Origin of the sequence: Vibrio hangzhouensis, assembly GCF_900107935.1 — a bacterium.
Classification (GTDB): domain Bacteria; phylum Pseudomonadota; class Gammaproteobacteria; order Enterobacterales; family Vibrionaceae; genus Vibrio; species Vibrio hangzhouensis.
This window is the reverse complement of the sequence record NZ_FNVG01000005.1, coordinates 1-22,261: the sequence shown is the minus strand read 5'-3', so window position 1 is coordinate 22,261 and position 22,261 is coordinate 1. Positions and strand designations below refer to the sequence as shown.

Genomic DNA, 22,261 nt, shown 5'->3' with positions numbered 1-22,261 from the left:
AATTCCAAGGCGAAATATCGCAATTAAAAACATACTACTTTAGGGTTACTCCCATCGCCCCTGAAAGGTGCACCCTGCCTCAACGCCAATCAAGCCAGAAATGACCAGATTACCAAGAGTCAACACAAATATATGATTTAAAACGAGTTTTCAACTTGGCATAAAACTAGCTATTAGGTCAGCAGACAATCAATCCAAGGAGAGTAAAGATGTCTTATATAGAACCCAAAGAGTTTGTGACCAAGATGGTCGACGCTGGCGAACAAAAAATATTTATGTCAACAAAAGATACGTTAGTCAGGGCTTTCATGGCGGGTGCCATTCTGGCATTGGCGGCTTTTTTCGCTATCACTGTTATTGTAAAAACAGGGAGCCCACTTATCGGTGCTGTGTTATTCCCGGTCGGCTTTATCATGCTCTATCTGATGAAGTTTGACCTGTTGACGGGTGTGTTCACTCTGGTGCCATTGGCCGTGATCGATAAACGTTCCGGGTGTACTACAGACCAACTATTGCGCAACTGGGGACTGGTTTTCTTAGGTAACTTCGCTGGTGCCCTGACCGTCGCCTTTTTTGCATCGTTCATTTTGACCTATGGCTACAATACCGATGGCGGTGCGCTGGCGGCCAAAGTCAGTACGATTGGTGAATCCCGTACGCTTGGTTATCAGGAGCACGGTGTCTCAGGTTGGTTCACTATCTTTATCCGCGGCATGCTGTGTAACTGGATGGTATCCATGGGCGTCGTAGGCGCAATGATCTCAACCTCAGCAAGCGGAAAAATGATGGCAATGTGGATGCCTATTATGCTGTTCTTCTTTATGGGCTTTGAACACTCGATCGTTAACATGTTCCTGTTCCCTTTCTCAATGATCATGGGTGGTGAATTCACAATCGTCGACTACTTTATCTGGAACGAGATCCCTACTGCGCTAGGTAACCTGGTGGGTGGTTTCATGATGGTGGGTCTGCCACTGTATCTGACTCACGTTCGTACAACCCCCGAACGCAAAGTGAACCTGACAAAAAGCACACTAAACTCATAATCGCTTTTGCCTGAAACAGGAATCACTAACCGTGAGTACCAAGCTCAACATACTAATCGGACAGGTTTCAGTCGCTGGACTGAAGTCTGTCAATCAAGACTGCATCGGTACTAGCCCCTCTCAAGGGGCTTTTCTCGCGACCAAAGGGTTTGCTGCTGTCTTGTGTGACGGGATCAGTTCCAGCACAGTCAGTCAGATTGCGAGCAAAACCGCCGTCAACAGTTTTCTGACAGATTACTATTCCACATCGGAAGCGTGGTCGGTCAAACGCTCAGCAGAAAAAGTGCTTAAGGCCACAAACTATTGGCTTTACGCCCAAACCAAGAATAGTGAATATCGATTCGACTTCAATCAGGGCTACGTGTGTACCTGTAGCGCGCTGGTTATCAAGTCAAACACTGCCCACATTTTTCACATTGGTGACTCAAGGGTCTATCGGGTATTAGGCTCGTCACTGGAACAACTCACCGAAGATCATCGACAGAAACTGAATTCTGACGTCAGCTACCTGAGTCGTGCGCTCGGAATGGATGATAGCCTGGAAGTTGATTATCAGGCTCACCGTGTTAATCAGGGCGAAATATTCGTCTTAGCCAGTGATGGCCTGTTTGATTTTGTGAGTTCCAGCGACATTGCCAGCACCGTTAATGAACGCGATCTGGACCCAGACACACGAGCCAGAAAGTTATTGGATAAGGCACTCAGCGCAGGGAGTGACGATAATATTTCAGTGCTTGTTGTAGAGATTCTGTCTCTGCCTCAAGCCAGCCTCTCGGAACTCAAAAACACTCCACTTCCTCCTGCCCCGTTATTGCAACCCGGAGATACGCTTGATGGGTTGCTGATACTTCGCGAGCTTTATGTCAGCAGCCGTAGCCATGTGTTTTTGGCGCAAGATGTCAAAAGTGGCAAATACGTTGTGGTTAAAACCCCATCGGCAGAAAGTCGCCTGGATGCTGCCCACACAGACACCATTCTGATGGAAGACTGGATTGCCCGAAGACTCAACAGTCCTCATTTAGTGAAGTCAGTTCAGAGAGAGACCGCTCCAAGCTGCATTTATTCGGTAGCTGAGTTTGTCGAAGGGATCACTCTGGCTCAGTGGATGAAGGACAACCCAAGCCCCGATATCGGCACGGTACGAAACATCATCGAGCAGGTAGCTAAAGGTCTGCAGTCCATGCACCGGCAGGAAATGGTACATCAGGATCTGCGACCAGAGAATATTCTCATCGATACCAATGGGACGGCTATTATCATAGATTTTGGGGCCACCAAAGTGGCAGGGCTTAATGAGATATATCCGGCATCTGACCTCATCCCCGGAACGGCGCAATACAGTGCGCCTGAGTACTTTGTCGGTCAATCCGGCACCCATCGAGCCGACATCTTTTCACTGGGCGTCATCACCTATCAAATGCTTACCGGAAAATTGCCATACGGAACTCACGTTGCCAAGTCCACCTCAACCAAAGCTCAACAAAAACTGCGATACGTTTCTGCCAGCGCTTTGAATAATAATCTTCCCGCTTGGATAGACTACTCACTCAAGAAAGCACTGCGGATTGAACCACACAAGCGCTATCAGGAAGTGTCTGAGTTTATCTACGACTTAAAAAACCCCAATCCGGCAAGTCAGGCTAAACGCTGGGTGCCAATCGCTGAGCGCCATCCGATACTGTTTTGGCAACGACTGTCACTGGGCTTATTTGTGCTGCTGCTCATTTCGTGGATTGGCTAAATCGCTATCGCGCCAGGTGGGACACCAATCGCTTTTAGCTGAACATGAGCCGTGTTCTCGGGATCAAACTGAATGTGAGTCAGCGACGCATTAGCAATATTCAACGAAGAGTAAAGTCTGGGGTTTGCCCAGTCTAAACCCAGAACCGATGCAATGACGATGCGAATCACTCCGCCGTGTGCAATCACCAGTGTTGTTTCATGATCCTGGCTCTCATTGATGACTCGATCCCAGTATTTCAGCACCCGTTGACGAAAGTCGCTGAGGGGTTCTCCCTGCGGCAAGCAATACTCCGCAGGTGCACTCCAGAACGGCTCTAACTGTTGCCACTGTTCTGCGCTCATTGCATCAAAAGGAACACCATCGAAAATACCGAAATCCATTTCCGCGATATCCGGCATCAGAGATAAGGGGATGTTCATTTGCGAGGCAAGCTTCTGAGCCAGGGCCGCACACCGTTTCAACGGCGAACTGTGTATCCGGTGAATTGTCGGTCCGTTAGCCAACAAGGCGTTAATGGTATTGCTGTCGAGCAACTCCGTGACCTCCACATCTGTCGAGCCATATAACGCTGGGGGCGCGGTGACTTTACCGTGTCTCATCAACAAAATGTTATGCATCGCTTACTGGCTCCTGTCTAGGTTTTGGCTTGCTTTAACAGCATCGGCAGACCAGCTGCAACGAAGACGACCTTATCTGCTATAACGGCCACTCTCTGATTCATACGCCCGGCATTGTCGACAAACAGGCGCGAGACCTGGCCCATTGGCACAACACCAAGCCCTACTTCATTAGAAACCAGAATCACTTGGGCTGGGCAGCGTTCAAGCGCGACGATAAGGCGCTCGATTTCGCGCTCCAGTGTTGCGTTACTGCAAGCCTCGCCCTGATAGAAAATCTGGTTGTTGAGCCAAAGCGTAAGGCAGTCAATCAACACGATATCTTCCGGTTGAAAACGAGTCACAAGCTCAGCCAAGGACAGCGGGCATTCCCATTCAGTCCAGCCCGCTCCGCGCTGCTGACGATGGTGCTCAATACGCTGTCTCATTTCGTCATCAAGAGGCTCTGACGTGGCGACGTAATGTTTGACGGTTCGTTTGTCCAAATTGAGTAACTCAGCAACGCGCAATTCTGCATGATGTGACTTGCCTGAGCGGGCTCCGCCCAATATCAGTTCGACTGACATTTTGTCTCCTTTTCTGCTGTGCGGGGAATGCTAAGGCGTGAGATGAATCAGCAACACCAGATACACCAGCAACTCGACAATTTGTTGTGCCGCACCCAGACAATCCCCGGTAAACCCACCGAGCCTCGCCATGAGCCAGCGGCTAAACAGGATTCTGAACAACAACGCCAGTCCAACAAGGCTAATCGTAACCTGAAACCCGAAAAACAGGACAGGTGCCAGGCCGCAAAGGAATAAAAACACCAATTCCGCTCGCGTTTGCTTATTGGCCAGTGGCTTACTTTTGCTCCCCTCTGGATCAGAGACATAAGGCATGGACGAAATAAGTGATGCCGCCACCGCGCGACTATAGACGTAGGATAACACCAGCACCCAGGGCAGATAGGATACATCGGCAAGCTCGACCAAAACGGTAAATTTCAGCAGTAAAGCCATGACCAGTGTAGCAACACCATAAGTACCCAGCCTACTGTCCTTCATGATGGCCAGGCGCCTTTCTGCGCTCATACCGCCACCAATACCATCGGCCATATCGGCCAGACCGTCTTCATGAAAGGCCCCGGTGAGCAACAAACTGAACACCATGGTGCACACCACAGCGACGGTCGTTGGCAATACCTGTTCTAGCATTGTAAATACCATGGCACACAGACCGCCCAACAATGCCCCTACAAAAGCAAAATAGCGGCCGGCCCGATTCATTCTTTCAGCAGAATATGGCGTGCTTTTCGGAATGGGCAGCCGAGAAAAAAAACTGACGGCCAGACAGAACAACTGCCATTGATACCGCCACCACGAGGCGGTCGTGGGGTTACTCAAACTGTTACCCCTGCGCTATCAAAACTTGCCATAGAATTGTAAAACTCGGCGGCGCACTTCAGCAACGGATACGCCACCGCCGCGCCGGTCCCTTCGCCAAGGCGCAAAGATAGGTCAAGCAACGGTTTTGCATTCAGTAGCTCTAGAACATATCGATGAGCATACTCCTGAGACGCATGGGCAAAAAACAGATAGTCGCGCACCTGAGGTTCCATTTTCACTGCAATAAGTGCAGCTACCGATACAATGAAACCATCAACCAGAACCGGCACCCGCTGACGACTAGCCTCAATGAATGCCCCCACCATGTGCACTATTTCAAAGCCACCGACTTCACTCAGCAGCACTTCAAGGTCGTTCGAATTACATCGTTCGACTCCCCTTCGCACCAATTGTATCTTGCGCGCCAGTTGCTCATCCGAAATCCCCGTACCCAATCCGACACATTGCTCCACATCAAGTGACGCCGTCACAGACAACAAAGCGGAAGCCGAACTGGTATTGCCAATACCCATTTCGCCAAACATGAGCAAATTGGTACCCGCTGCTATCTTAGCTGAAACTATCTCACTGCCCGCCGCGATTCCCTGTTTTACCTGAGTCAAAGACATTGCCGCTTGCACGGAAAAGTCTTCTGTTCCCTGCCCCAATCGGCTTAACTGCAACTGGCCACTCTGATCTGCTACTGGTGCTAGCATACCGCAATCGACCACATTGAAATCAATGTCATTGGCGCGGCAAAAGCAGTTAATCGCCGCCCCGCCCGCCAAAAAATTCATCACCATCTGCTGTGTTACGGCACTTGGAGCGATGCTGACACCCTGCTGTGCAATACCATGGTCGCCGGCGAAAACAATCACACAAGGCTTTGAAATATCGATATGGGGTACGAATACGCCCTCTGATGAACTTTGTATTTTTGCCAGTTGAAATGCAACCGCTTCCAGTTGACCTAAAGCACCCGGAGGTTTGGTTTTCTGGTCAATACGGTTTTGAATGAGGTCGTCGAAATGAGATTGCAGCATAATGTCCTTTCTTAGTGGTTCCCTGAACGTCCATAAGCCATTAAATATAAAGGCAAAAATGGCTTAAGAATTGATGAGCTATACTTAAGGTTCACCTAGTGTACTGATTACGTGGGCACAAACCAAGATGAGATCGCCCTAACCCATTGACTATAAGGAACAGAAGCAAGCCTGACTAGGTACTAGTAGAATAAAAATAGAAAGGAAGTGAGGAGGCAAGTATGCTGACTAACCAAAGAGCTCCGGCCAAGAAAGGGTCGTCTAAATCCAATAAAAAGCGCTCTACCATACCGTTATCACTCACATAATACTTAGGAGAATCAAAAGCCCTCTTGTTTGCACAAGAGGGCTTTTGTTATTTATTGAACGGATAAGTGTAATTGCTTTACTATGTTACGTCTGTCTTTGGCGCGTCTTGACGTTGGCCTTCTAACTGCAACTCTGAAAAGAGTTGTGCCAGTCCATCATCAGACACCTGTGGTTTGTTAACATGACATTGCGAACAGTCACTTTCGGTACCACTGCATGTCTGGCGCATCAATATATCATCCAGATTACGGGTACCCTGCTTACTGTTCATTTCTAGCGTTCTAAAAACGTGACATCTATCCGAATCCGGGCTATCCACTAAACCGAGAATAGACACACCTTGCAACCTCGCCAACGCAAGTAACTCTTCGATTTTTTGTTGTAGTTCTTTATTCATTTCGCTGTACCGATGCTGTGCTGTTGAGCTATTTATATACTAAAGTCTAATAGGTTTATTGAAAGTCACAAATAGCAATCGCGAAACTGATACATTTGTCATACTTCCCCAAACCCAAGAGTGATTTTATAAATTAATTTATGAGATCAAGCGCGAAAAAATAGATATTAATAATGTAATTAAAATTAGGAAGGCGTCCTGATTAATATCACAATATACATTAGCAACAACCGAATTAATGAATAGCTTATCATTAAATAACAGTAAGTTATATGACCAACCACCTCTAATGCTAATCCTACATCATATCTCTATTTTGCTCATAACATCGATTAATAGCTTTATCGACAAGTAATAATGTCACATTAATGTAGCAAAATCATTAAATAACCATTGTCTTATTAAATAAATTTATAGTAATTTAATATAAAGCAACGTATTTCATACTGAAAAATAATTATTAAGTCAGTCACTATGAGTGTTAGCAGCTTGGTAAGGGAAAACTATGAGAGCAGTAGAGGACAAGAAAAGCAGGACTACTAACAATGGCGAGTCCCTCAATATAGGTGCAACGTACTTTAAAGAAGTTGCGACTCACGATTTGTTGGATGCCGAGAGTGAGAAACACTTAGCTCGTAAAGCTCGATCTGGTGACAGCCTTGCCAGACAACAATTGATCAATGCCAACCTACGGCTAGTTATCAGAACCGCCAGACGATACTCGAATAGAGGTCTCGACTTCTATGATCTGATCAATGAAGGCAATATTGGGCTTATCCAGGCAGTGGACAAGTTTGACCCAGAGCTCGGCTATCGCTTTTCTACCTACGCCGTATGGTGGATACAACAGGCCATTGACCGTGCAATCATGAATCAGGGACGCACAATCCGGGTGCCTGTCCATATTACCAAGCAGATTCGTGAATGCAGTAAGGCAGCCAGTGAACTGCGTAAAGAAGGCAACCACGAACCAACCGCTGCAGAGATTGCAAAACGAACCGGACGTAACATTACGGAAGTGAGCAGACTACTTAAACTGTCAGAACAGTCGCTATCACTCGACAATGGCTGGGATGACGACGAAGACAGAAAAGACCACCTGCAAACCATCGATGACGACGATGTCTTCGAACTCCCAGAACAAGATATTCTGACTCAGAACCTTAGTCAGACCCTGGTCAATCTGGTCGAAAGTTTACCCGAAAAACAACGGATTATTCTGCGTCACCGATTCGGGTTACTCGATGATGAACCCAAGACGCTTGAACAGGTAGGTGAAATCGTGGGAGTAACACGGGAACGGGTACGACAGATACAAAAAGGTGCGATGGATACACTGAGAACTAAGTTGAGAGATCAGAACCTCACCCGAGCCGAGATTGATTAATTTCGCTTCTATCACAGTAAGTTAGTCACTTGTTTACTATAGTCCCAGTTATCTGAAAGCAATTGGGACTCTTTTCAATGACAGCGAAACATCACGCAATTATCGCCGGTGCATCCGGCTTGGTCGGCAGCCATTTGCTACGCCTGCTTGAACATAGCAACTGCATTGAGACCATTTATGCAATGTGTCGCTCTCCTGTTGCCTCCGAGTCGGATAAAGTGGTGCAACTTATGGATGGCGCGCTAAGAGTCACTAACTGGGATGGTGATTTCCCTGCACCTTCCATCGGTTTCATCTGCCTCGGCACCACATTAAAACAAGCTGGCAGTAAATCCGCACTAGAAAAGATCGACTATGAACTGGTTTGCGATGTGGCACAAACCATGAAGATTCTGGGTGTTGACCGCATTGCTGTGGTGTCAAGCCTGGGAGCTTCTGCCAAATCGCTGTCTCATTATCTCAAATGCAAAGGTCGTGTCGAACAACGGGTTAAAAGTATGGGGTTTGAACAGGTCATTTTTGTCAGGCCTGGTCCTTTGGCCGGGCGCAAAAAACAGATCCGATCAGATGAAGTGATTGTTCAAAAGGTATTCAAACTTTTCTCTCCCATCATGCAAGGTCCTCTGCGCTCTTACGCGCCTATCCCCGCAGAGTCTGTCGCACGCGTCATGCTCCATAGCATTTTACAGTATCATGATGAGAGTTGTGTCGCATATAATTCTGCTAATATGCTCGATATACTTTCCAGTAATCAGACCTAGAAAACATATACAAATGAGAGCATACAACCAATCGCACTATATAATGACTTTTATTTATTGTTAACGATTACACCAGAACGGTAAGTTAGCCGCCTACATTTCTAAATGCCTTATTTTATATAAGGTTATACGTCAGATGAATAAAAGGAACTCTTAATGTCAGTAGCGGTTGTCGCAGCGCTTGCGGTATTTTTAGGCATACTCGTCTTTTTGTATGGACAACAACAAAAGCAACACTCTCTTTCGCGCCTTGTTTTGCTGGGCCTCATTCTAGGTAGTGCATTCGGTCTCGGGTTACAACTGTTGTTTGGTGAAGGCCACGCAGCCATCGCCGGCACACTCGACTGGGTGAACGTCGTCGGCCGTGGTTACGTCGGCTTGCTAAAAATGATCATCATGCCACTGGTGCTTGTTTCCATGATCGCGGCAGTGGTTAAGCTAGAAAAAGGCGGTTCACTGGGAAAAATCAGTGGATTGACCATTTCTGTCCTGCTCGTAACAACTGCTATCTCTGCTGTTATTGGTATCGCCGTTACTCAGGTATTTGGTTTGACTGCGGAAGGACTGACTGAAGGAGCACGTGAAACCGCACGTATTGCGGTGCTGGAAAGTCGCGTTGACCGTGTAAGCGATCTCACTATTCCCCAGATGTTGGTCAGTTTTATTCCCACTAACCCGTTTGCTGACTTAACAGGGGCTCGCTCTACATCGATTATTGCTGTGGTTATTTTTGGCGTACTGACAGGTATCGCTGCACGCAAAGTCATGGCAGAGAAAGAAGAATTGGCATCACCAATTCGTACCTTTGTCGAAGCAACTCAGTCTATTGTGATGCGTCTGGTCAAGATGATCATGGCACTGACACCGTACGGCATCGCTGCCTTAATGGCGAAAGTCGTCGCCACGTCAAGTGCCGGTGACATACTGAACTTATTGGGATTCATCGTCGCTTCCTATCTGGCAATCCTGCTTATGTTCCTGGTACACGGCTTGTTGGTATCGTTCGTTGGCGTGAGTCCAAAAGAATACTTCCAGAAGATTTGGCCTGTACTGACATTTGCATTCTCATCGCGTAGTTCTGCTGCCACCATTCCACTCAATGTTGAAGCTCAAGTCACCAAACTGAACGTGCCACCAGCGATCGCAAACTTATCTGCATCATTTGGTGCAACGATTGGACAGAACGGTTGTGCAGGAATTTATCCGGCGATGCTGGCGGTCATGGTTGCTCCAACCGTTGGAATTGACCCAATGGATTTCAATTTCATTCTTTCTCTGGTTGCCATTATTACTGTCAGCTCCTTTGGTATCGCGGGTGTCGGTGGCGGTGCCACCTTCGCAGCCTTGATTGTGCTTCCTGCTATGGGCTTGCCTGTCACAATCGCCGCTCTGTTGATTTCTATCGAGCCACTTATCGACATGGCACGTACTGCGTTGAATGTGTCTGGAGCAATGACAGCGGGTACCATTACTAGTCGACTGCTCAAGAATAAGCAAGAACCTAAACTGGAGCAGGCACAAGCCTAAACCTAAACGGCTCCCCCCCTTCCAGGACAGCGGCACAATTTAGTGCCGCTTTTTTTATTTTCTTTTCATTGAGTTAAACTTTCATTTCCAAATAGTTCGAAATAAAGCTTGATCGCAGTGTTTATATTTCTATAATTCTCGTAATATCGAATAACCAGTGTGAACATTAATAAGGTAAAATCGTTATGGATACTGACATTTTGGAAATGGCCCGTGAAACGGCCAATATGTTTGCTTTCTTAGCCACCGAACTCATCATTCTTTTTTTGGCCATCAGCTACATCGTCGGAGTACTGCAAGAGTTTCTGACACCAGAAAAAATCCAGACAATCCTAAGTTCAAAAAATGGTAAGGGCTATGTGGTCGCAGCACTCTTAGGCTCCATTACTCCATTTTGCTCCTGCTCCACCATTCCCTTTCTTAAAGGGCTACTTCGTGCAAGAGCTGGCTTTGGTCCGATGATGGTATTCTTATTTGCAAGCCCATTGCTCAACCCAGTGATCATCGGCCTATTTGTCGTAACCTTTGGGATTAAAGTGGCACTGTTTTACTTTGCCATCGCCATGCTTGTGTCTGTTGCTGCCGGCTATGTATTAGAAAAACTTGGTTTCGAACGCTACGTCAAGCCAGAAGCTTATCAGGCAGCGTCAAAGGTGAGTAGCTGTGGGACATCTTGTGAAGATACCAATTCCGCCAAGATCCCCCCCTCCAGTTGTGTAGCATCTACGGTAAGCGACTCAAATGAAGGCTCTTTTGCTGCACCAGTGAACGCGACATCTTGCTGTGCTGAGCAAGACAATGAACCTAAGATCACAAGCATCAATAATGATGGAACCGCTTGTTGTGACTCTTCGAAGGTAGTGAAACAAGATAGTCGATGGTGGCGAATTTGGATGTCGACATGGAAGGACTTCAAACAAGTATTCCCCTACTTGATGTTGGGTATCTTAATTGGATCCTTCATATACGGTTTTATTCCCACCGACCTCATTGCCAAATATGCTGGTGCAGGCGTTTGGTACGCCATTCCTATCGCTGCAGTCATTGGGATCCCTTTGTACATTCGTGCTGAAGCAGTAATACCGCTAAGCGCAGCATTAGTATCAAAAGGAATGGCTCTGGGCTCAGTGATGGCCCTGATCATCGGTAGTGCTGGTGCCAGCCTAACTGAAGTGATACTCCTTAAGTCCATCTTCAGAAACCAAATGATCATTGCCTTCTTAGCGGTCATTTTGGGGATGGCAATCAGCGCGGGCTATTTGTATACCTCACTATTCGGCTAACGTATAGCTCCACCCGAATCGCGTACAAAGCACTGCATAGGCAGTGCTTTTGTTGTTTTTGCGGCGCGTTAGACCACTTTGTGCCGCAAAACGCTCGTTAATGTCTATAGTTTGCTATAGGTCATTGAGGGTTACGTGCGGAAAATGAATAGCAAAGTCCAGTTCGCGACTAAAGTCGCTATCAGCCTTACCCTTGCCTATCTTATTCCCTTTGCGTTAGGTTGGCCTCAGGCTTCTACCGCAGCCACAACAGTCATGCTGATTGCCTCGATAGGCAGTCAGCGCGAGTCGTTAGCAAAAGGGACATTGAGAATCCTGGGGACTGTCGTCGGTGCCCTCATTGGCTTGCTACTGGTCGGGCTGTTTGCTCAGGATCGATTGTTGTACATGCTTAGCGTCTCTGTGGTCATCTCATTCATATTTTACTTCAGAAATGCCTACCAGAAAGATCCGACCCTGTTAATGTTAACGGGCGTGATGACTCTTATGATGTCAAACGGTGGAGACGCAGAAGGCGCTTTTCTCTACGGCATCGACCGCGCCCACATGACGGTGTTTGGTGTCATCATTTACACCCTGGTTGGCACCTATCTGTTTCCAAGTAAAACAGAACAGAACCTGCAGCACCTTTTAAAGGAAGTGCTCAATACCCAAAGTCAGTTGTTCAGAGCGATTACTGCGTCACTAATGATGCCGCAGCAAAGTCAGCCTCAGTGTAAGGTCGATAACTCCGAATCACTATCTCCCTTAGAGGAAAATGAAAACGTTGCTGAGACCATCGATGAGCTGGTGGAAAAACTGTTTACCGCGCAAACGGCTTTTGAACAGCACTATAGTCTTGTCAGCAAAGAATGCAGCGATGTCTCCGCTTATCTCAGTGAATGGCAACTTACCCTACACTTTACCCAAAAAGTCTCTCAATTGTTGATCACCACATCGCATGCGCATTTCCAACAGGTTGATAGTCAAAGCTTCATTGTAGACTGTGACGGTTTTGTCTCTGACATTGAGTGTCTGTTTGAACAATGTCAGAGACAGCTTCTCAGCGATAACCATGATCCTGAGTACCGATGGCAGGAGAATAAAGTTGTCATCGATGAGGTAGCATTAGACAAGGCTGCACACCTAACCCGTGGTTCTGTACTCACACTTGGCTACGTGCTTAACCGATTACATGGTCACCTGTCTAAACTCGCTGAGACCTTAAGTTGTATTGATTCAATAACTAAAACGGTATCGTTCAGTGAGACGCCATCACCGCCTCGGGATTCCTTTTTGTGGTGGGACGCTGAAAATTTTAAGACGGCTATTAAAGTCTTTGTCAGCTATTGGGTAGCCTCATTAATTTGGATCCTCTTCAATCCTCCTGGAGGGTACAGCTTCGTTATTTTCTCAACCATTTTTGTATCGTTGCTTTCTTTTCTCCCAGTTCACCCCAAAGCAATGGCGTTCCTATTCTCCTTTGGATTTTTATTTGCAGTTCCGGCGTACATCTTTATCTTGCCGCAATTAGAACTGGGACTAGAACTCGCCGTCTTTCTGTTCACTTATACTTTTGTTGGTTTCTATGTATTCAAAGGTCCCATCACGATCTTCTTTATGCTGGGGATGTTCGTTCTCGGTATCGACAATGTAATGAACTATCACTTTGGGGTTTTACTGCTTGTCATAACACTGTTCTATCTGGTCGTACTGATGCTTGTGTTCGCCCACTACTTCCCATTCTCGAGCAAAGCAGAACATCTTTTTCTGGTCGTCAGACACCGTTTATTCCATCACCTTCATAAGCTGGTTCTCATTATTCAATCTCCCCAATCGGTGCACCTCGACAAGTTGTCGATGGCTTTACACCTCAAAACAGCCAACGTTTCAGCCAAAAAACTCAAGCTTTGGGCAGGTAAAGTGGACGTCAACTACTTTAGCAACAACTCTCAACCAGCCTTAGAACATTACGCCAGACAATGCGATATTCTGGTCAGTCACGTCAATACCTTTGTGGCTGCTCACTCAAACCTGCAAAACAACCCATTGATTACTAAGCTTAGAGACGACTACACCGATACCGTGATTCCGACAATACTGCACTTATTCAGAACCGGAAAAGGTGACTTACAAACGGCATCCTATTTTGAGGAAGCACAACAACAGTTTTTAAACGTTGAATTGGAAATAGAGCATTTTTTCCAACAACTCAATTTGGAACAGTACAGTCGTCGAGACATCGTGGCCTTTTACATTTTTTTAAACTTGAAACGTAACTTGTACCAGTCACTGGTAAAAGTGAAGGAAGCCTCTGAACACATTGATCTCGACAACCTCAAAATGCACCGATTTTAGGACCAATAATAATGGTACGGAACCCGATAAAAAATGGCCTCAATATATTACTAGCCCTAATGGTATCTGCCTGTACAACACTAGGACCTGATTTTGAGCCAAGCCAAACGGCCCAACTTCCTAGCGCCTGGAGCGACGCAGAGACAGAACAGAGCACCTTAACCACGGCAAATTGGTGGGAGCAATTTAATGACCCTACATTAAACAATCTGGTCTCGATGGCAGCTCAGCAAAATCTGGATATTGAAGCAGCCGGACTACGAATATTGCAAGCTCGGGCTATTCTGGGTATTGCAGATGGATTGAGGTACCCTCAACTGCAATCGGTATCTGGCAACCTTGCCAGAGCATACGCTAACGAAAGCTCATTCAACAACGCCGCTTTAAGCTTCGATGCAGCCTGGGAAATGGATGTCTGGGGAAAATACGCCCGAGGGATTGAGTCGGCACAAGCCAGTTATTACACCTCTGTCGCTTCATATAACGATATCCTGGTTACCATCACCTCTGAGGTCGCCCGCAACTACATCAACTATCGTACCTTTCAAGAGCGAATGCTGTTGTCCCAACGCAATATTGAAATTCAGGAACGTGTTGTCAATATAACCCGGGTTCAGTTTGAATCGGGCAACGTAACCGAGCTAGACGTACAGCAAGCTCAGAATCAATTATTTACGACCAAAGCCGCGCTACCAGGGCTCAATATCGCTATGTTGCAGGCTAAAAATGCATTAGCTGTGCTCCTTGGCACCTTACCAGAGACAATAGAACCCCTGTTGCAAGACGAATTGGAACAAACACTAGCTCAATACGAACAGCGCTTTAAATCTTCTGGTTCAAAAGTCCCGATTTCAGAGCAGGAGGATGGCTCCATCGTTCCCCAGCCCCCCTCCATTTCAAACTCAGTGGACGCCAGTTTAGTGATGCGGCGACCCGATTTGCAGGTCGCTGAACTTCAGGCCCATGCTCAAAGTGCACAGATTGGCGTTGCTGAAGCCGCACTCTACCCGAGTTTTTCTCTGTTTGGCTCCATTGGTATAAACAGCTCAGTACCAGCCGGAAGCAGCTTTAGCTTTAATGACTCGCTGACACTGGTTGCCGGACCTGCATTCAGCTGGAACATTTTTCAGTACGGTCGTGTAAAAAATAATATTCGTTTCGAAGACGCCAGATTTCAGGAAACGCTCACCAATTACAATAAGAAGGTTCTGCAGGCGGTACAGGAAGTGACCAATGCACTGGAAGCTTACGAACTGTATCAGCAACAAAAAGCATTGCGACTCAAGTCCGTCAATGCTTCGGTAAGAGCATTCAATATTTCACTGACTCAGTATGAAAATGGACAGATTTCGTTTGAGCGTCTGCTCAATTCGGTAGAGAAGATGACGCGCAGCGAAGACAGTTACGCGCAAATCAAAGGCAATGTGGCCAATCAGGTGGTGGCACTTTACAAATCGTTAGGAGGGGGGTGGCAAATCAACACTGGTAAAGCATTCCTCTCTCCTGACCAAGCCGAGCAGATGAAACAGCGTACGGACTGGAGTGACCAACTCGAGCCAGAGAATGTCATCGTTCCTTCGTTATCACTTCGCACGGGTACAGTAACGCCCCCAAACCCGGAGGAGCAACCATAAATGCCACATGAACTTGCATGGGGAGACGTCTATTTCTCTCCTTTGATTCTGGTACTTGTTTTAGCACTGATTGCTACCTGGCTAACCGTTGTGATTTTCAACAAAGTGAGAGTGTCACGATTTATCGCGTTTCCATCACTCACTTTTCTCGCCATCCTGGTTCTCTATGTGGTCGCGATAGACCACTTGTATTTAAAGTTTTAGGAGCACAATTCCATGAAAAAGAGTCTGATTATTGTCCTAAATCTTATCATTCTGGGAGGTGCTGCGTGGTTGGGTTACCAGAAATATCAGGACTATTTTAACAACCCCTGGACCCGTGACGGTCAGGTCCGAGCCAATATCATCAAAGTTGCGCCTCGTGTCTCCGGTCCTATTGTCAACGTTGCGGTCATCGATAACCAAAGAGTGAGCCGGGGAGACTTACTGTTTGAAGTCGACCCGGAGACTTATCAGGTTGCGCTGACACAAGCAGAAGTCTCGTTAGAGCGCGCTATCATCAGTTCAAAAGGAAAGAAGATTGAGTATGACCGCTTACTGGATATCAGAAAGAAAGACAAAGGCGCGGTGTCTCACAAAGATCTCATTCGTCGAGAAATCGCCTACCAAGAATCGTTACTACAGATCAAAGCCTCCGAAGAACAGATCAAGTCCGCACGCCTGAACTTGAGCTACACAAAAATTACTGCGTCTGTTGATGGTTATGTTTCCAATCTGGATATACGCACAGGCACTCAGGCCGTAGCCAATCAACCTTTGGTCGCTCTTATCGACGAAAACAGTTTTTGGGTGTTCGGTTTCTTTAGGGAAAACCAATTGGCCCAGATTCACCCCGGCAGCAAAGCAAAGGTGACTCTGATGTCACACCCAGACTCTCCTATCGAAGGACAAGTAGACTCTATTGGTTGGGGTATCGCGCCCAAAGATGGAACCGTAGGCTACAACTTACTTCCTAACGTGAACCCTGTTTTCCAGTGGATAAGATTGGCGCAACGTATCCCCGTTCGCATTTCTTTGAGCGCACTACCTGAAGAGGTTCATCTTAGATTTGGTCTGTCGGCCTCTATTATGGTGATGGCCTCAGAATCTGACGAATGACGCCTGGACACCACAAGGGAGAAAGCATAATGAAACTGGGCAAACGACTAAAAAAAATCGACGAAGGCAACAACTTCTTCTACCTCACGTTGGCACTTATCGCGCTGTTAATCAGCTCAGCTATGGCCGAAGTAGTCGGAACAGGGATAATTAACCACCTGTTGCAACTATTTATCATCATTACATTTATCGTCTGCCTGTTTAGCCTGCGGTTTGATCGCAACTGGTCAAGGTTTCTTATTTCACTGACCATCTGTTGGGTCATTGTATCTGTGATTAAGCTAGCACTGAGCATCCGGGAAATGGACTTCATCATGCTCGCTCTCACCTTCGCCTTCTTCTTTGGCACGTTTAAATCCACCGCGAAGCAAGTTCTGTTTCAGGGAGATGTCACCATCAACAAGGTCATAGGTTCAGTCGCATTATTTCTGCTACTGGGCTTAATGTGGGCTATCGTTTACTTAATCGTAATTGAATATTCCCCCAATGCCTTTACGGGCATGGAAGCCATTTCATGGGGAGAAAATTTTTCTAATGCGGCGTACTTTAGTTTCGTGACTTTAACAACATTGGGGTATGGAGATATCAGTCCACTTACCCCCTTGGCACAAGTCATCGTGTATTTGGAGGCTATTGTGGGCGTATTTTATATGGCTATCGTCGTTTCTAGCTTAGTAAGTGCAAATATTGAACAGAGGGAACATCATAATGGATAGACAAACTGAACAGCGTCAAAGTATGCTCTTCGTGAACAATATGGTCGAGTCTGCAATACGTATCGGTTTGCTTTTGCTATTGCTCTCCTTTACCTATGACATCATCAAACCTTTTATCATTCCCGTTCTCTGGGGTGCCATAATTGCAGTGGCTCTGTTGCCCGTCACGAAAAAACTTGAACGTACACTCGGCGGGAAGCGCGGATTAGCATCTGCACTTATCGTATTAATATGTATCACCATTCTGGTTATTCCGTTCGTCATGGTTTCCGGTTCGATCTACGAGGGCGTTGCACGCACTACAGATGTAATACAGAGTGGCGAGATCAAACTCCCAGGACCGACCCAGAAAATAGCGGACATTCCTGTCATCGGTGAGCAACTATTCTCTGTTTGGCACCTGTTCGCCACCAATATGGAAAAGGCGATACAGCAGTTTCTGCCAGAAATTAAGGGATTCCTGGCCACGATTGCTTCTATACTGGGTGGGGCGCTGACAAGCCTGGTGATGTTTATCATCTCGTTGGCCATCGCCGGAGGCTTTATGGCACATGCCGAGAAGATCTCCTCGGCACTAGAAACCGTAGCGGTACGCGCCGTAGGTCAGAAGGCACAGCAATGGGCGAGTCTGATGGCAGCAACGATACGAAGTGTCTTGCTAGGAGTGGTTGGCGTAGCCTTTATTCAGGCTGCGATTATCGGCGCGGCCATGTTTGTGTTTAAAGTACCCGCAGCGGGACTGCTTACTTTAGTTACCCTTATTTTGTGTATTGCCCAATTACCGGCACTTCTGGTCGTACTTCCGGTTATCTTCTACGTGTACTCAACGGGGGATACCACGACGACGACACTCTTCACTATTTGGGCTTTGGCTGGCGGCCTTTCAGACAATATATTGAAACCCATGCTGATGGGCAGAGGGGTCGATGTCCCGATGCCTATCATCCTGATTGGTGCTATCGGCGGTATGCTCTTTTCAGGCATTATCGGCCTGTTCCTCGGTGCCATCATTTTGGCCATTTGGTATGAATTATTTCTGTTCTGGGTTAACTATGAGGAGCAGACTGAACTGGCGAATGATGATACCGAACCGTCAAAACAGGCCAAATCAGAAACTGAAAGTCACTAAATTGAGTGGGCCGAGCGTATTGCTCGGCCCACTATGATCTTCAAGAAAAGTTTTCTATGACCTCTGAAAAGATCTTCACCGCTTTCACCAGCTCTTCTGGTGATGAGTTGGTAAAGTTCAATCGCAAGGCTGCGGGTTGCCCATTGGCGTCTGGATAAAATACAGGGCTTGGCACCACGGCCACACCTTTTGACAACAGTACCTTAGCCAGTTCAAACGTGTCACACTCAGGAATATTAACCCAGACAAACATGCCACCATCTACAGGCTTTACAGCGCAGCTTTTCGGGATGTGAGACTCCAAAGCAGTATACAAAGTTTGATAGCGTGACTGGTACAAGGCTTTGACTTTGTCGAGGTGCGCGTCAAAATCTTGATGTTTTAGCAAGCCCAATAAGGCGGCTTGCATTGGAATACTGGAGTGCAGATCTGCCCCTTGTTTGATCTTCACGATCGGTTCGATATACGCAGCTTTTCCTGTTACCACCCCAATTCGCAGTCCCGGCGAGGCAATCTTGGAGAATGAGCGAAATACGATAGAGTGTTCGGGACAGAAAGAAGAAACTAATGGCAATGCCTCACCAGAAAAACGCAACTCACGATATGGCGCATCTTCAATAAACGCCACATCATACTGGATGCAAAGCTCTGCAACCTTCCTGCGTGTCTCCAGCGTCCAGCATACACCCGTTGGGTTATGGAAGTCTGGCACCGCATAAAACATTTTCGGTTTCTCGGTTTTAAAGCACTGTTCAAGTTGCAGCAAGTCAGGCCCGGACTCCACTTGTGATACCGTGATCATATTCGCCCCAACCAGTCCAAAAACCTGCATTGCCCCCAAATAACTTGGCGCTTCCATCGCTACCTTATCCCCAGGATTGATATAAGCTCTGGCTACCAGATCAAGCCCTTGTTGTGAGCCCGTACAAACCACTGCGGCGTGCGATTCTGGCAAACGTAAGTAGTCACGTAGAAAAGCGAGCAAAGGCGTATAACCCGCCGTTGTGCCATATTGAAATACTTCTGGTGTGTCACAAAGGCCTTCAAAGGTTGGACGCATCAGTTCGATCGGGAAAGTGCTGGGATCGGGTAAGCCTCCTGCTAAAGAAATCACCTTAGGATCGCTGGCTGCACTGAGAATCTCTCTTATATAGGAGGATGGGACATTTTGAAGTGAGCGAGCGATTTCCATATTTATCCTTATCGTTGATATAAAACGCGGTGCATTATTTCTATCTTTAACTGTCATTGACGAGAAACAAGCGTAAAATTCTATTGCGACATTATGCTGCCTAGCAGCTTACACACTATTGCAGTCCTCATCATGTCCATATATGCTTATAGACATGTCCATTTATGCGATATTTTAGCCCATGAAATCCCGTCACTTGTCCAGAATCAACGATGTTCTGTTTTACATACACAGCGATATCAGTGGCGAGCTTTCAGGAAAGGCGCTTGCGACCGTTGGGGCCTACTCTGAACAACACTTTCATCGTGTATTTAAAGAAGTCGTCGGCGAATCACTTCATCAATATATTCGTCGAACACGTCTCGAATATGCAGCGAATCAACTGATGTTCGATACGGATTCCAGCATTCTACAAATCGCCAACAAAAGTGGCTTCAGTTCGGTATCGTCTTTTTCGCGCGCCTTTAAATCCCATTTCAGTATGTCGCCCGGTCAGTGGCGCAAACACGATTTGCAAGTTTCCCATAAACCATATCTGGCCGATCCCGATGTCGCGGCAGGTTATGCTCGTACTGCAGAGCAACCCATTCCCTCGCCCAGAATTGTCGACACCGCCGCAAGACGTGTGGCCTACATTCGACATGTTGGTTATAACCGTTCAATACAGAATGCGTGGCGGGTTTTACAGGCATGGGCGACATCGGAAAAGCGCCCTTTTACATCGCAGTTTGGTCTACATCACTCCAATCCCGCCTGGGTGGAATTGGATCGCTGTCGTTATGTCGCCTGTCTGGAAATCGATACTCCGGTAAAACTTCGTGGTGTAGTCAATCAGATGACCATTCCTGGAGGTCTGCACGCTATCTTCAGATTAAAAGGCGTATACGGTGAGCTACTACCACAAATCAGCCGGATACAGGAAAAATGGCTACCTCGTTCGGGCTTCAAAGCTGGCTCGACACCCGCTTATGTGCATTATCACCGAAACCACTTTTTGGAACCGGACGAAAGCTTCGAGCTCGATTTTTATCTACCTATTGGGTTTTACTGAACCCAGAGTAATGCGATACGGTTAATGGATCCAAAATGGCAGTCGATACGCCCAAAAACGTCACAAATCGTAACGCACTCTAGTAATTTTCTCATTTATCCGCGACCCTTATGTGATGATTAAATTCACTCTTCTTTCTCAGGAATACTACTTATGAAAAAGGTCTTAGTCACAGGTGCCACCAGTGGCATTGGTTATGAACTTACCAAGGCATTATGTGCAAAAGGGCACCGTGTGGTTGCAACAGGGCGTAATGAAAACCAGCTGGCCAAGCTTCAGCAGCAAACTGGTTGCCATACCATCGCTGCCGATCTCGGCAACGCAGACGAAACTCTCGAGATGTTCCATATGGCACACCAGGCGTTAGATGGCCTCGATGTGTTGATCAATAATGCCGGGATGAACTCTCGAAAATGTCCTATCGATGAGTTTACTTTGGAAGAATTTGACGCCCAGTACGCTGTCAATTTGCGTGCGCCTGCACTTTTGAGCAGAGAAGCTCTGAAAGTCATGAAGCCCAACAAATCCGGACACATCATTAACATTGTCAGTACAGTGGCCAAACGCGCAAATGAAACTATGAGTGTATACACGGCAATGAAACAAGGCTTCGCCGGTTTTAGCGCCATCTTGATGAAAGAAGCACAGCCTCACGGCATTAAAGTCAGCTCTCTTTTCCCGGGAGGTACAGATACCAACTTTAGAGAAGCGGAGCGTCCTGAATACATGCATCCAGCCAGTGTGGCACAGACTATCGCCCTTCTGTTGGAACTGCCCGATGACGTAGTCATGCATGAAATGACCTTTCGGCCCCCTGTAGAGCTCGAATAGCTTGATCATTGTCATTCCTACCCGCCTCGGCGCGTTCATCAGAATCTAATGCTGAGGCGATTGTTCTCTCGCAACAATCAATAACCAAATGTTATTATTATAATCATTAATAATAATTTCAGGTGATTCACCTTTCCTCCTATACTCTCCTCATCGAAACAGACACGTTACAGAATTCGGAGCAGATTATGAAAATGAATCACGTAGGCATTATGGTTGGCGACATGAACCAGGCAGTAGAGTTTTACACCAAAGCGCTTGGTCTTAACATCGTTATGGATAACACAAAAGTAATTGAAGAGCGTGAAACCGCTATTGGCAGAATGTGTATTGCTGTATTCGGTGAAGGCTTCAAAGGCTTTAATATCGCTCACCTTGTCACTACTGACGGTATTGGTGTTGAACTATTTGAAATGAAAGAGCGTCAAGAACGCCACGAAGTTGATTTTTCTCGCTTAGGAATCTTCCACTTCTGTCTTCAGACGGATGATTTCGAGGGTGCTATCGCACGTACTGAACAATACGGTGGTAAGGTTCGCATGGACATTATGCGTTACCACCCAGAAGATGACAGCAAGCCAGCTAAAATGGTGTATCTGGAAGACCCGTTTGGTAACCTCTTCGAGCTATATTCGCACACTTACGAAGAAACTTACGCTTCTGATTACGAGTAAGTCCCGATTTACTCAAGTGACCCCAAGATGCAGGACTCAGAGCTGCATCAAGGTGTTCAGTTCAAGGAAAATAGTTGAAGGAATGGCTATTCCCTTTCGAAGCTATTTGACGCAGAAA

At 46.8% G+C, this 22,261-nt stretch carries 21 protein-coding genes; 15 read left to right on the top strand and 6 right to left on the bottom strand.

Features of this window, described 5'->3' with window-relative positions; genetic code table 11:
* Nucleotides 1-209 precede the first annotated feature (209 nt).
* Both C4S60_RS06510 and C4S60_RS06505 read left to right on the top strand, forming a co-directional pair.
* Nucleotides 210-1,046, top strand: coding sequence for a formate/nitrite transporter family protein (locus C4S60_RS06510; RefSeq protein WP_103879538.1), 837 nt, complete (start codon nucleotides 210-212; stop codon nucleotides 1,044-1,046).
* 31 nt (nucleotides 1,047-1,077) lie between these two features.
* Nucleotides 1,078-2,787 (top strand): bifunctional protein-serine/threonine kinase/phosphatase, encoded by a 1,710-nt coding sequence (locus C4S60_RS06505; RefSeq protein ID WP_103879537.1) that lies wholly within the window; start codon nucleotides 1,078-1,080, stop codon nucleotides 2,785-2,787.
* Here the strand turns inward: C4S60_RS06505 and C4S60_RS06500 are convergent.
* From C4S60_RS06500 to C4S60_RS06480, 5 genes are all read right to left on the bottom strand, one after another.
* Nucleotides 2,784-3,407 carry a histidine phosphatase family protein gene (locus C4S60_RS06500; protein ID WP_103879536.1) on the bottom strand — a complete coding sequence of 208 codons (624 nt, stop codon included), beginning with the start codon at nucleotides 3,405-3,407 and terminating at the stop codon, nucleotides 2,784-2,786. The genes C4S60_RS06505 and C4S60_RS06500 overlap by 4 nt on opposite strands.
* A 17-nt stretch (nucleotides 3,408-3,424) precedes the next feature.
* On the bottom strand, nucleotides 3,425-3,973 hold the full coding sequence (gene cobU / locus C4S60_RS06495) for a bifunctional adenosylcobinamide kinase/adenosylcobinamide-phosphate guanylyltransferase (RefSeq protein WP_103879535.1): 549 nt from the start codon (nucleotides 3,971-3,973) through the stop codon (nucleotides 3,425-3,427).
* A gap of 30 nt (nucleotides 3,974-4,003) precedes the next feature.
* A complete protein-coding gene (locus C4S60_RS06490; protein WP_103879534.1) occupies nucleotides 4,004-4,792 on the bottom strand; it encodes an adenosylcobinamide-GDP ribazoletransferase in 789 nt (262 codons plus the stop codon).
* Complete coding sequence (gene cobT / locus C4S60_RS06485; protein WP_103879533.1) at nucleotides 4,789-5,817, bottom strand: nicotinate-nucleotide--dimethylbenzimidazole phosphoribosyltransferase; 1,029 nt, start codon at nucleotides 5,815-5,817, stop codon at nucleotides 4,789-4,791. Before cobT ends, C4S60_RS06490 begins: the two co-directional genes overlap by 4 nt.
* A gap of 388 nt (nucleotides 5,818-6,205) precedes the next feature.
* Nucleotides 6,206-6,523, bottom strand: coding sequence for a hypothetical protein (locus C4S60_RS06480; RefSeq protein WP_103879532.1), 318 nt, complete (start codon nucleotides 6,521-6,523; stop codon nucleotides 6,206-6,208).
* A 505-nt stretch (nucleotides 6,524-7,028) separates the two neighbouring features.
* Here C4S60_RS06480 and C4S60_RS06475 point away from each other — a divergent pair.
* The 10 genes from C4S60_RS06475 (at nucleotide 7,029) to C4S60_RS06430 (ending at nucleotide 18,395) form a co-directional block, all read left to right on the top strand.
* A complete protein-coding gene (locus C4S60_RS06475; RefSeq protein WP_103879531.1) occupies nucleotides 7,029-7,910 on the top strand; it encodes a sigma-70 family RNA polymerase sigma factor in 882 nt (293 codons plus the stop codon).
* Nucleotides 7,911-7,987: 77 nt separating this feature from the next.
* Nucleotides 7,988-8,671, top strand: coding sequence for an NAD(P)H-binding protein (locus tag C4S60_RS06470; RefSeq protein WP_103879530.1), 684 nt, complete (start codon nucleotides 7,988-7,990; stop codon nucleotides 8,669-8,671).
* Nucleotides 8,672-8,827: 156 nt separating this feature from the next.
* Nucleotides 8,828-10,198, top strand: a complete 1,371-nt coding sequence (locus C4S60_RS06465; RefSeq protein ID WP_103879529.1) for an L-cystine transporter — start codon at nucleotides 8,828-8,830, stop codon at nucleotides 10,196-10,198.
* Between the two features lie 185 nt (nucleotides 10,199-10,383).
* Nucleotides 10,384-11,481 carry a permease gene (locus tag C4S60_RS06460; RefSeq protein ID WP_103879528.1) on the top strand — a complete coding sequence of 366 codons (1,098 nt, stop codon included), beginning with the start codon at nucleotides 10,384-10,386 and terminating at the stop codon, nucleotides 11,479-11,481.
* A gap of 144 nt (nucleotides 11,482-11,625) precedes the next feature.
* Nucleotides 11,626-13,818: an FUSC family protein gene (locus C4S60_RS06455; RefSeq protein WP_103879527.1), complete on the top strand. Its 2,193-nt coding sequence runs from the start codon at nucleotides 11,626-11,628 to the stop codon at nucleotides 13,816-13,818.
* A gap of 11 nt (nucleotides 13,819-13,829) precedes the next feature.
* The gene (locus C4S60_RS06450) at nucleotides 13,830-15,452 is read left to right on the top strand and encodes a TolC family protein (RefSeq protein ID WP_103879526.1); all 1,623 of its coding nucleotides are present in this window, start codon (nucleotides 13,830-13,832) and stop codon (nucleotides 15,450-15,452) included.
* Nucleotides 15,453-15,656, top strand: a complete 204-nt coding sequence (locus C4S60_RS06445; protein ID WP_103879525.1) for a DUF1656 domain-containing protein — start codon at nucleotides 15,453-15,455, stop codon at nucleotides 15,654-15,656.
* A 12-nt stretch (nucleotides 15,657-15,668) separates the two neighbouring features.
* The gene (locus tag C4S60_RS06440; RefSeq protein WP_103879524.1) at nucleotides 15,669-16,550 is read left to right on the top strand and encodes an HlyD family secretion protein; all 882 of its coding nucleotides are present in this window, start codon (nucleotides 15,669-15,671) and stop codon (nucleotides 16,548-16,550) included.
* A gap of 29 nt (nucleotides 16,551-16,579) precedes the next feature.
* The gene (locus tag C4S60_RS06435) at nucleotides 16,580-17,266 is read left to right on the top strand and encodes a potassium channel family protein (RefSeq protein ID WP_103879523.1); all 687 of its coding nucleotides are present in this window, start codon (nucleotides 16,580-16,582) and stop codon (nucleotides 17,264-17,266) included.
* A complete protein-coding gene (locus C4S60_RS06430; protein WP_103879522.1) occupies nucleotides 17,259-18,395 on the top strand; it encodes an AI-2E family transporter in 1,137 nt (378 codons plus the stop codon). The genes C4S60_RS06435 and C4S60_RS06430 overlap by 8 nt, the downstream gene beginning before the upstream one ends.
* A 40-nt stretch (nucleotides 18,396-18,435) precedes the next feature.
* Here the strand turns inward: C4S60_RS06430 and C4S60_RS06425 are convergent, their stop codons facing one another.
* Entirely contained in the window at nucleotides 18,436-19,587 is a 1,152-nt protein-coding gene (locus C4S60_RS06425) for an aminotransferase-like domain-containing protein (protein WP_103879521.1), read from the bottom strand.
* A 181-nt stretch (nucleotides 19,588-19,768) separates the two neighbouring features.
* Here C4S60_RS06425 and C4S60_RS06420 point away from each other — a divergent pair, with 181 nt between their 5' ends.
* The 3 genes from C4S60_RS06420 (at nucleotide 19,769) to C4S60_RS06410 (ending at nucleotide 22,143) form a co-directional block, all read left to right on the top strand.
* The gene (locus tag C4S60_RS06420) at nucleotides 19,769-20,638 is read left to right on the top strand and encodes an AraC family transcriptional regulator (RefSeq protein WP_103879520.1); all 870 of its coding nucleotides are present in this window, start codon (nucleotides 19,769-19,771) and stop codon (nucleotides 20,636-20,638) included.
* A 153-nt stretch (nucleotides 20,639-20,791) separates the two neighbouring features.
* On the top strand, nucleotides 20,792-21,469 hold the full coding sequence (locus C4S60_RS06415) for an SDR family oxidoreductase (RefSeq protein WP_103879519.1): 678 nt from the start codon (nucleotides 20,792-20,794) through the stop codon (nucleotides 21,467-21,469).
* A 188-nt stretch (nucleotides 21,470-21,657) separates the two neighbouring features.
* A complete protein-coding gene (locus tag C4S60_RS06410) occupies nucleotides 21,658-22,143 on the top strand; it encodes a VOC family protein (RefSeq protein ID WP_103879518.1) in 486 nt (161 codons plus the stop codon).
* The last annotated feature ends 118 nt before the right edge of the window (nucleotides 22,144-22,261 follow it).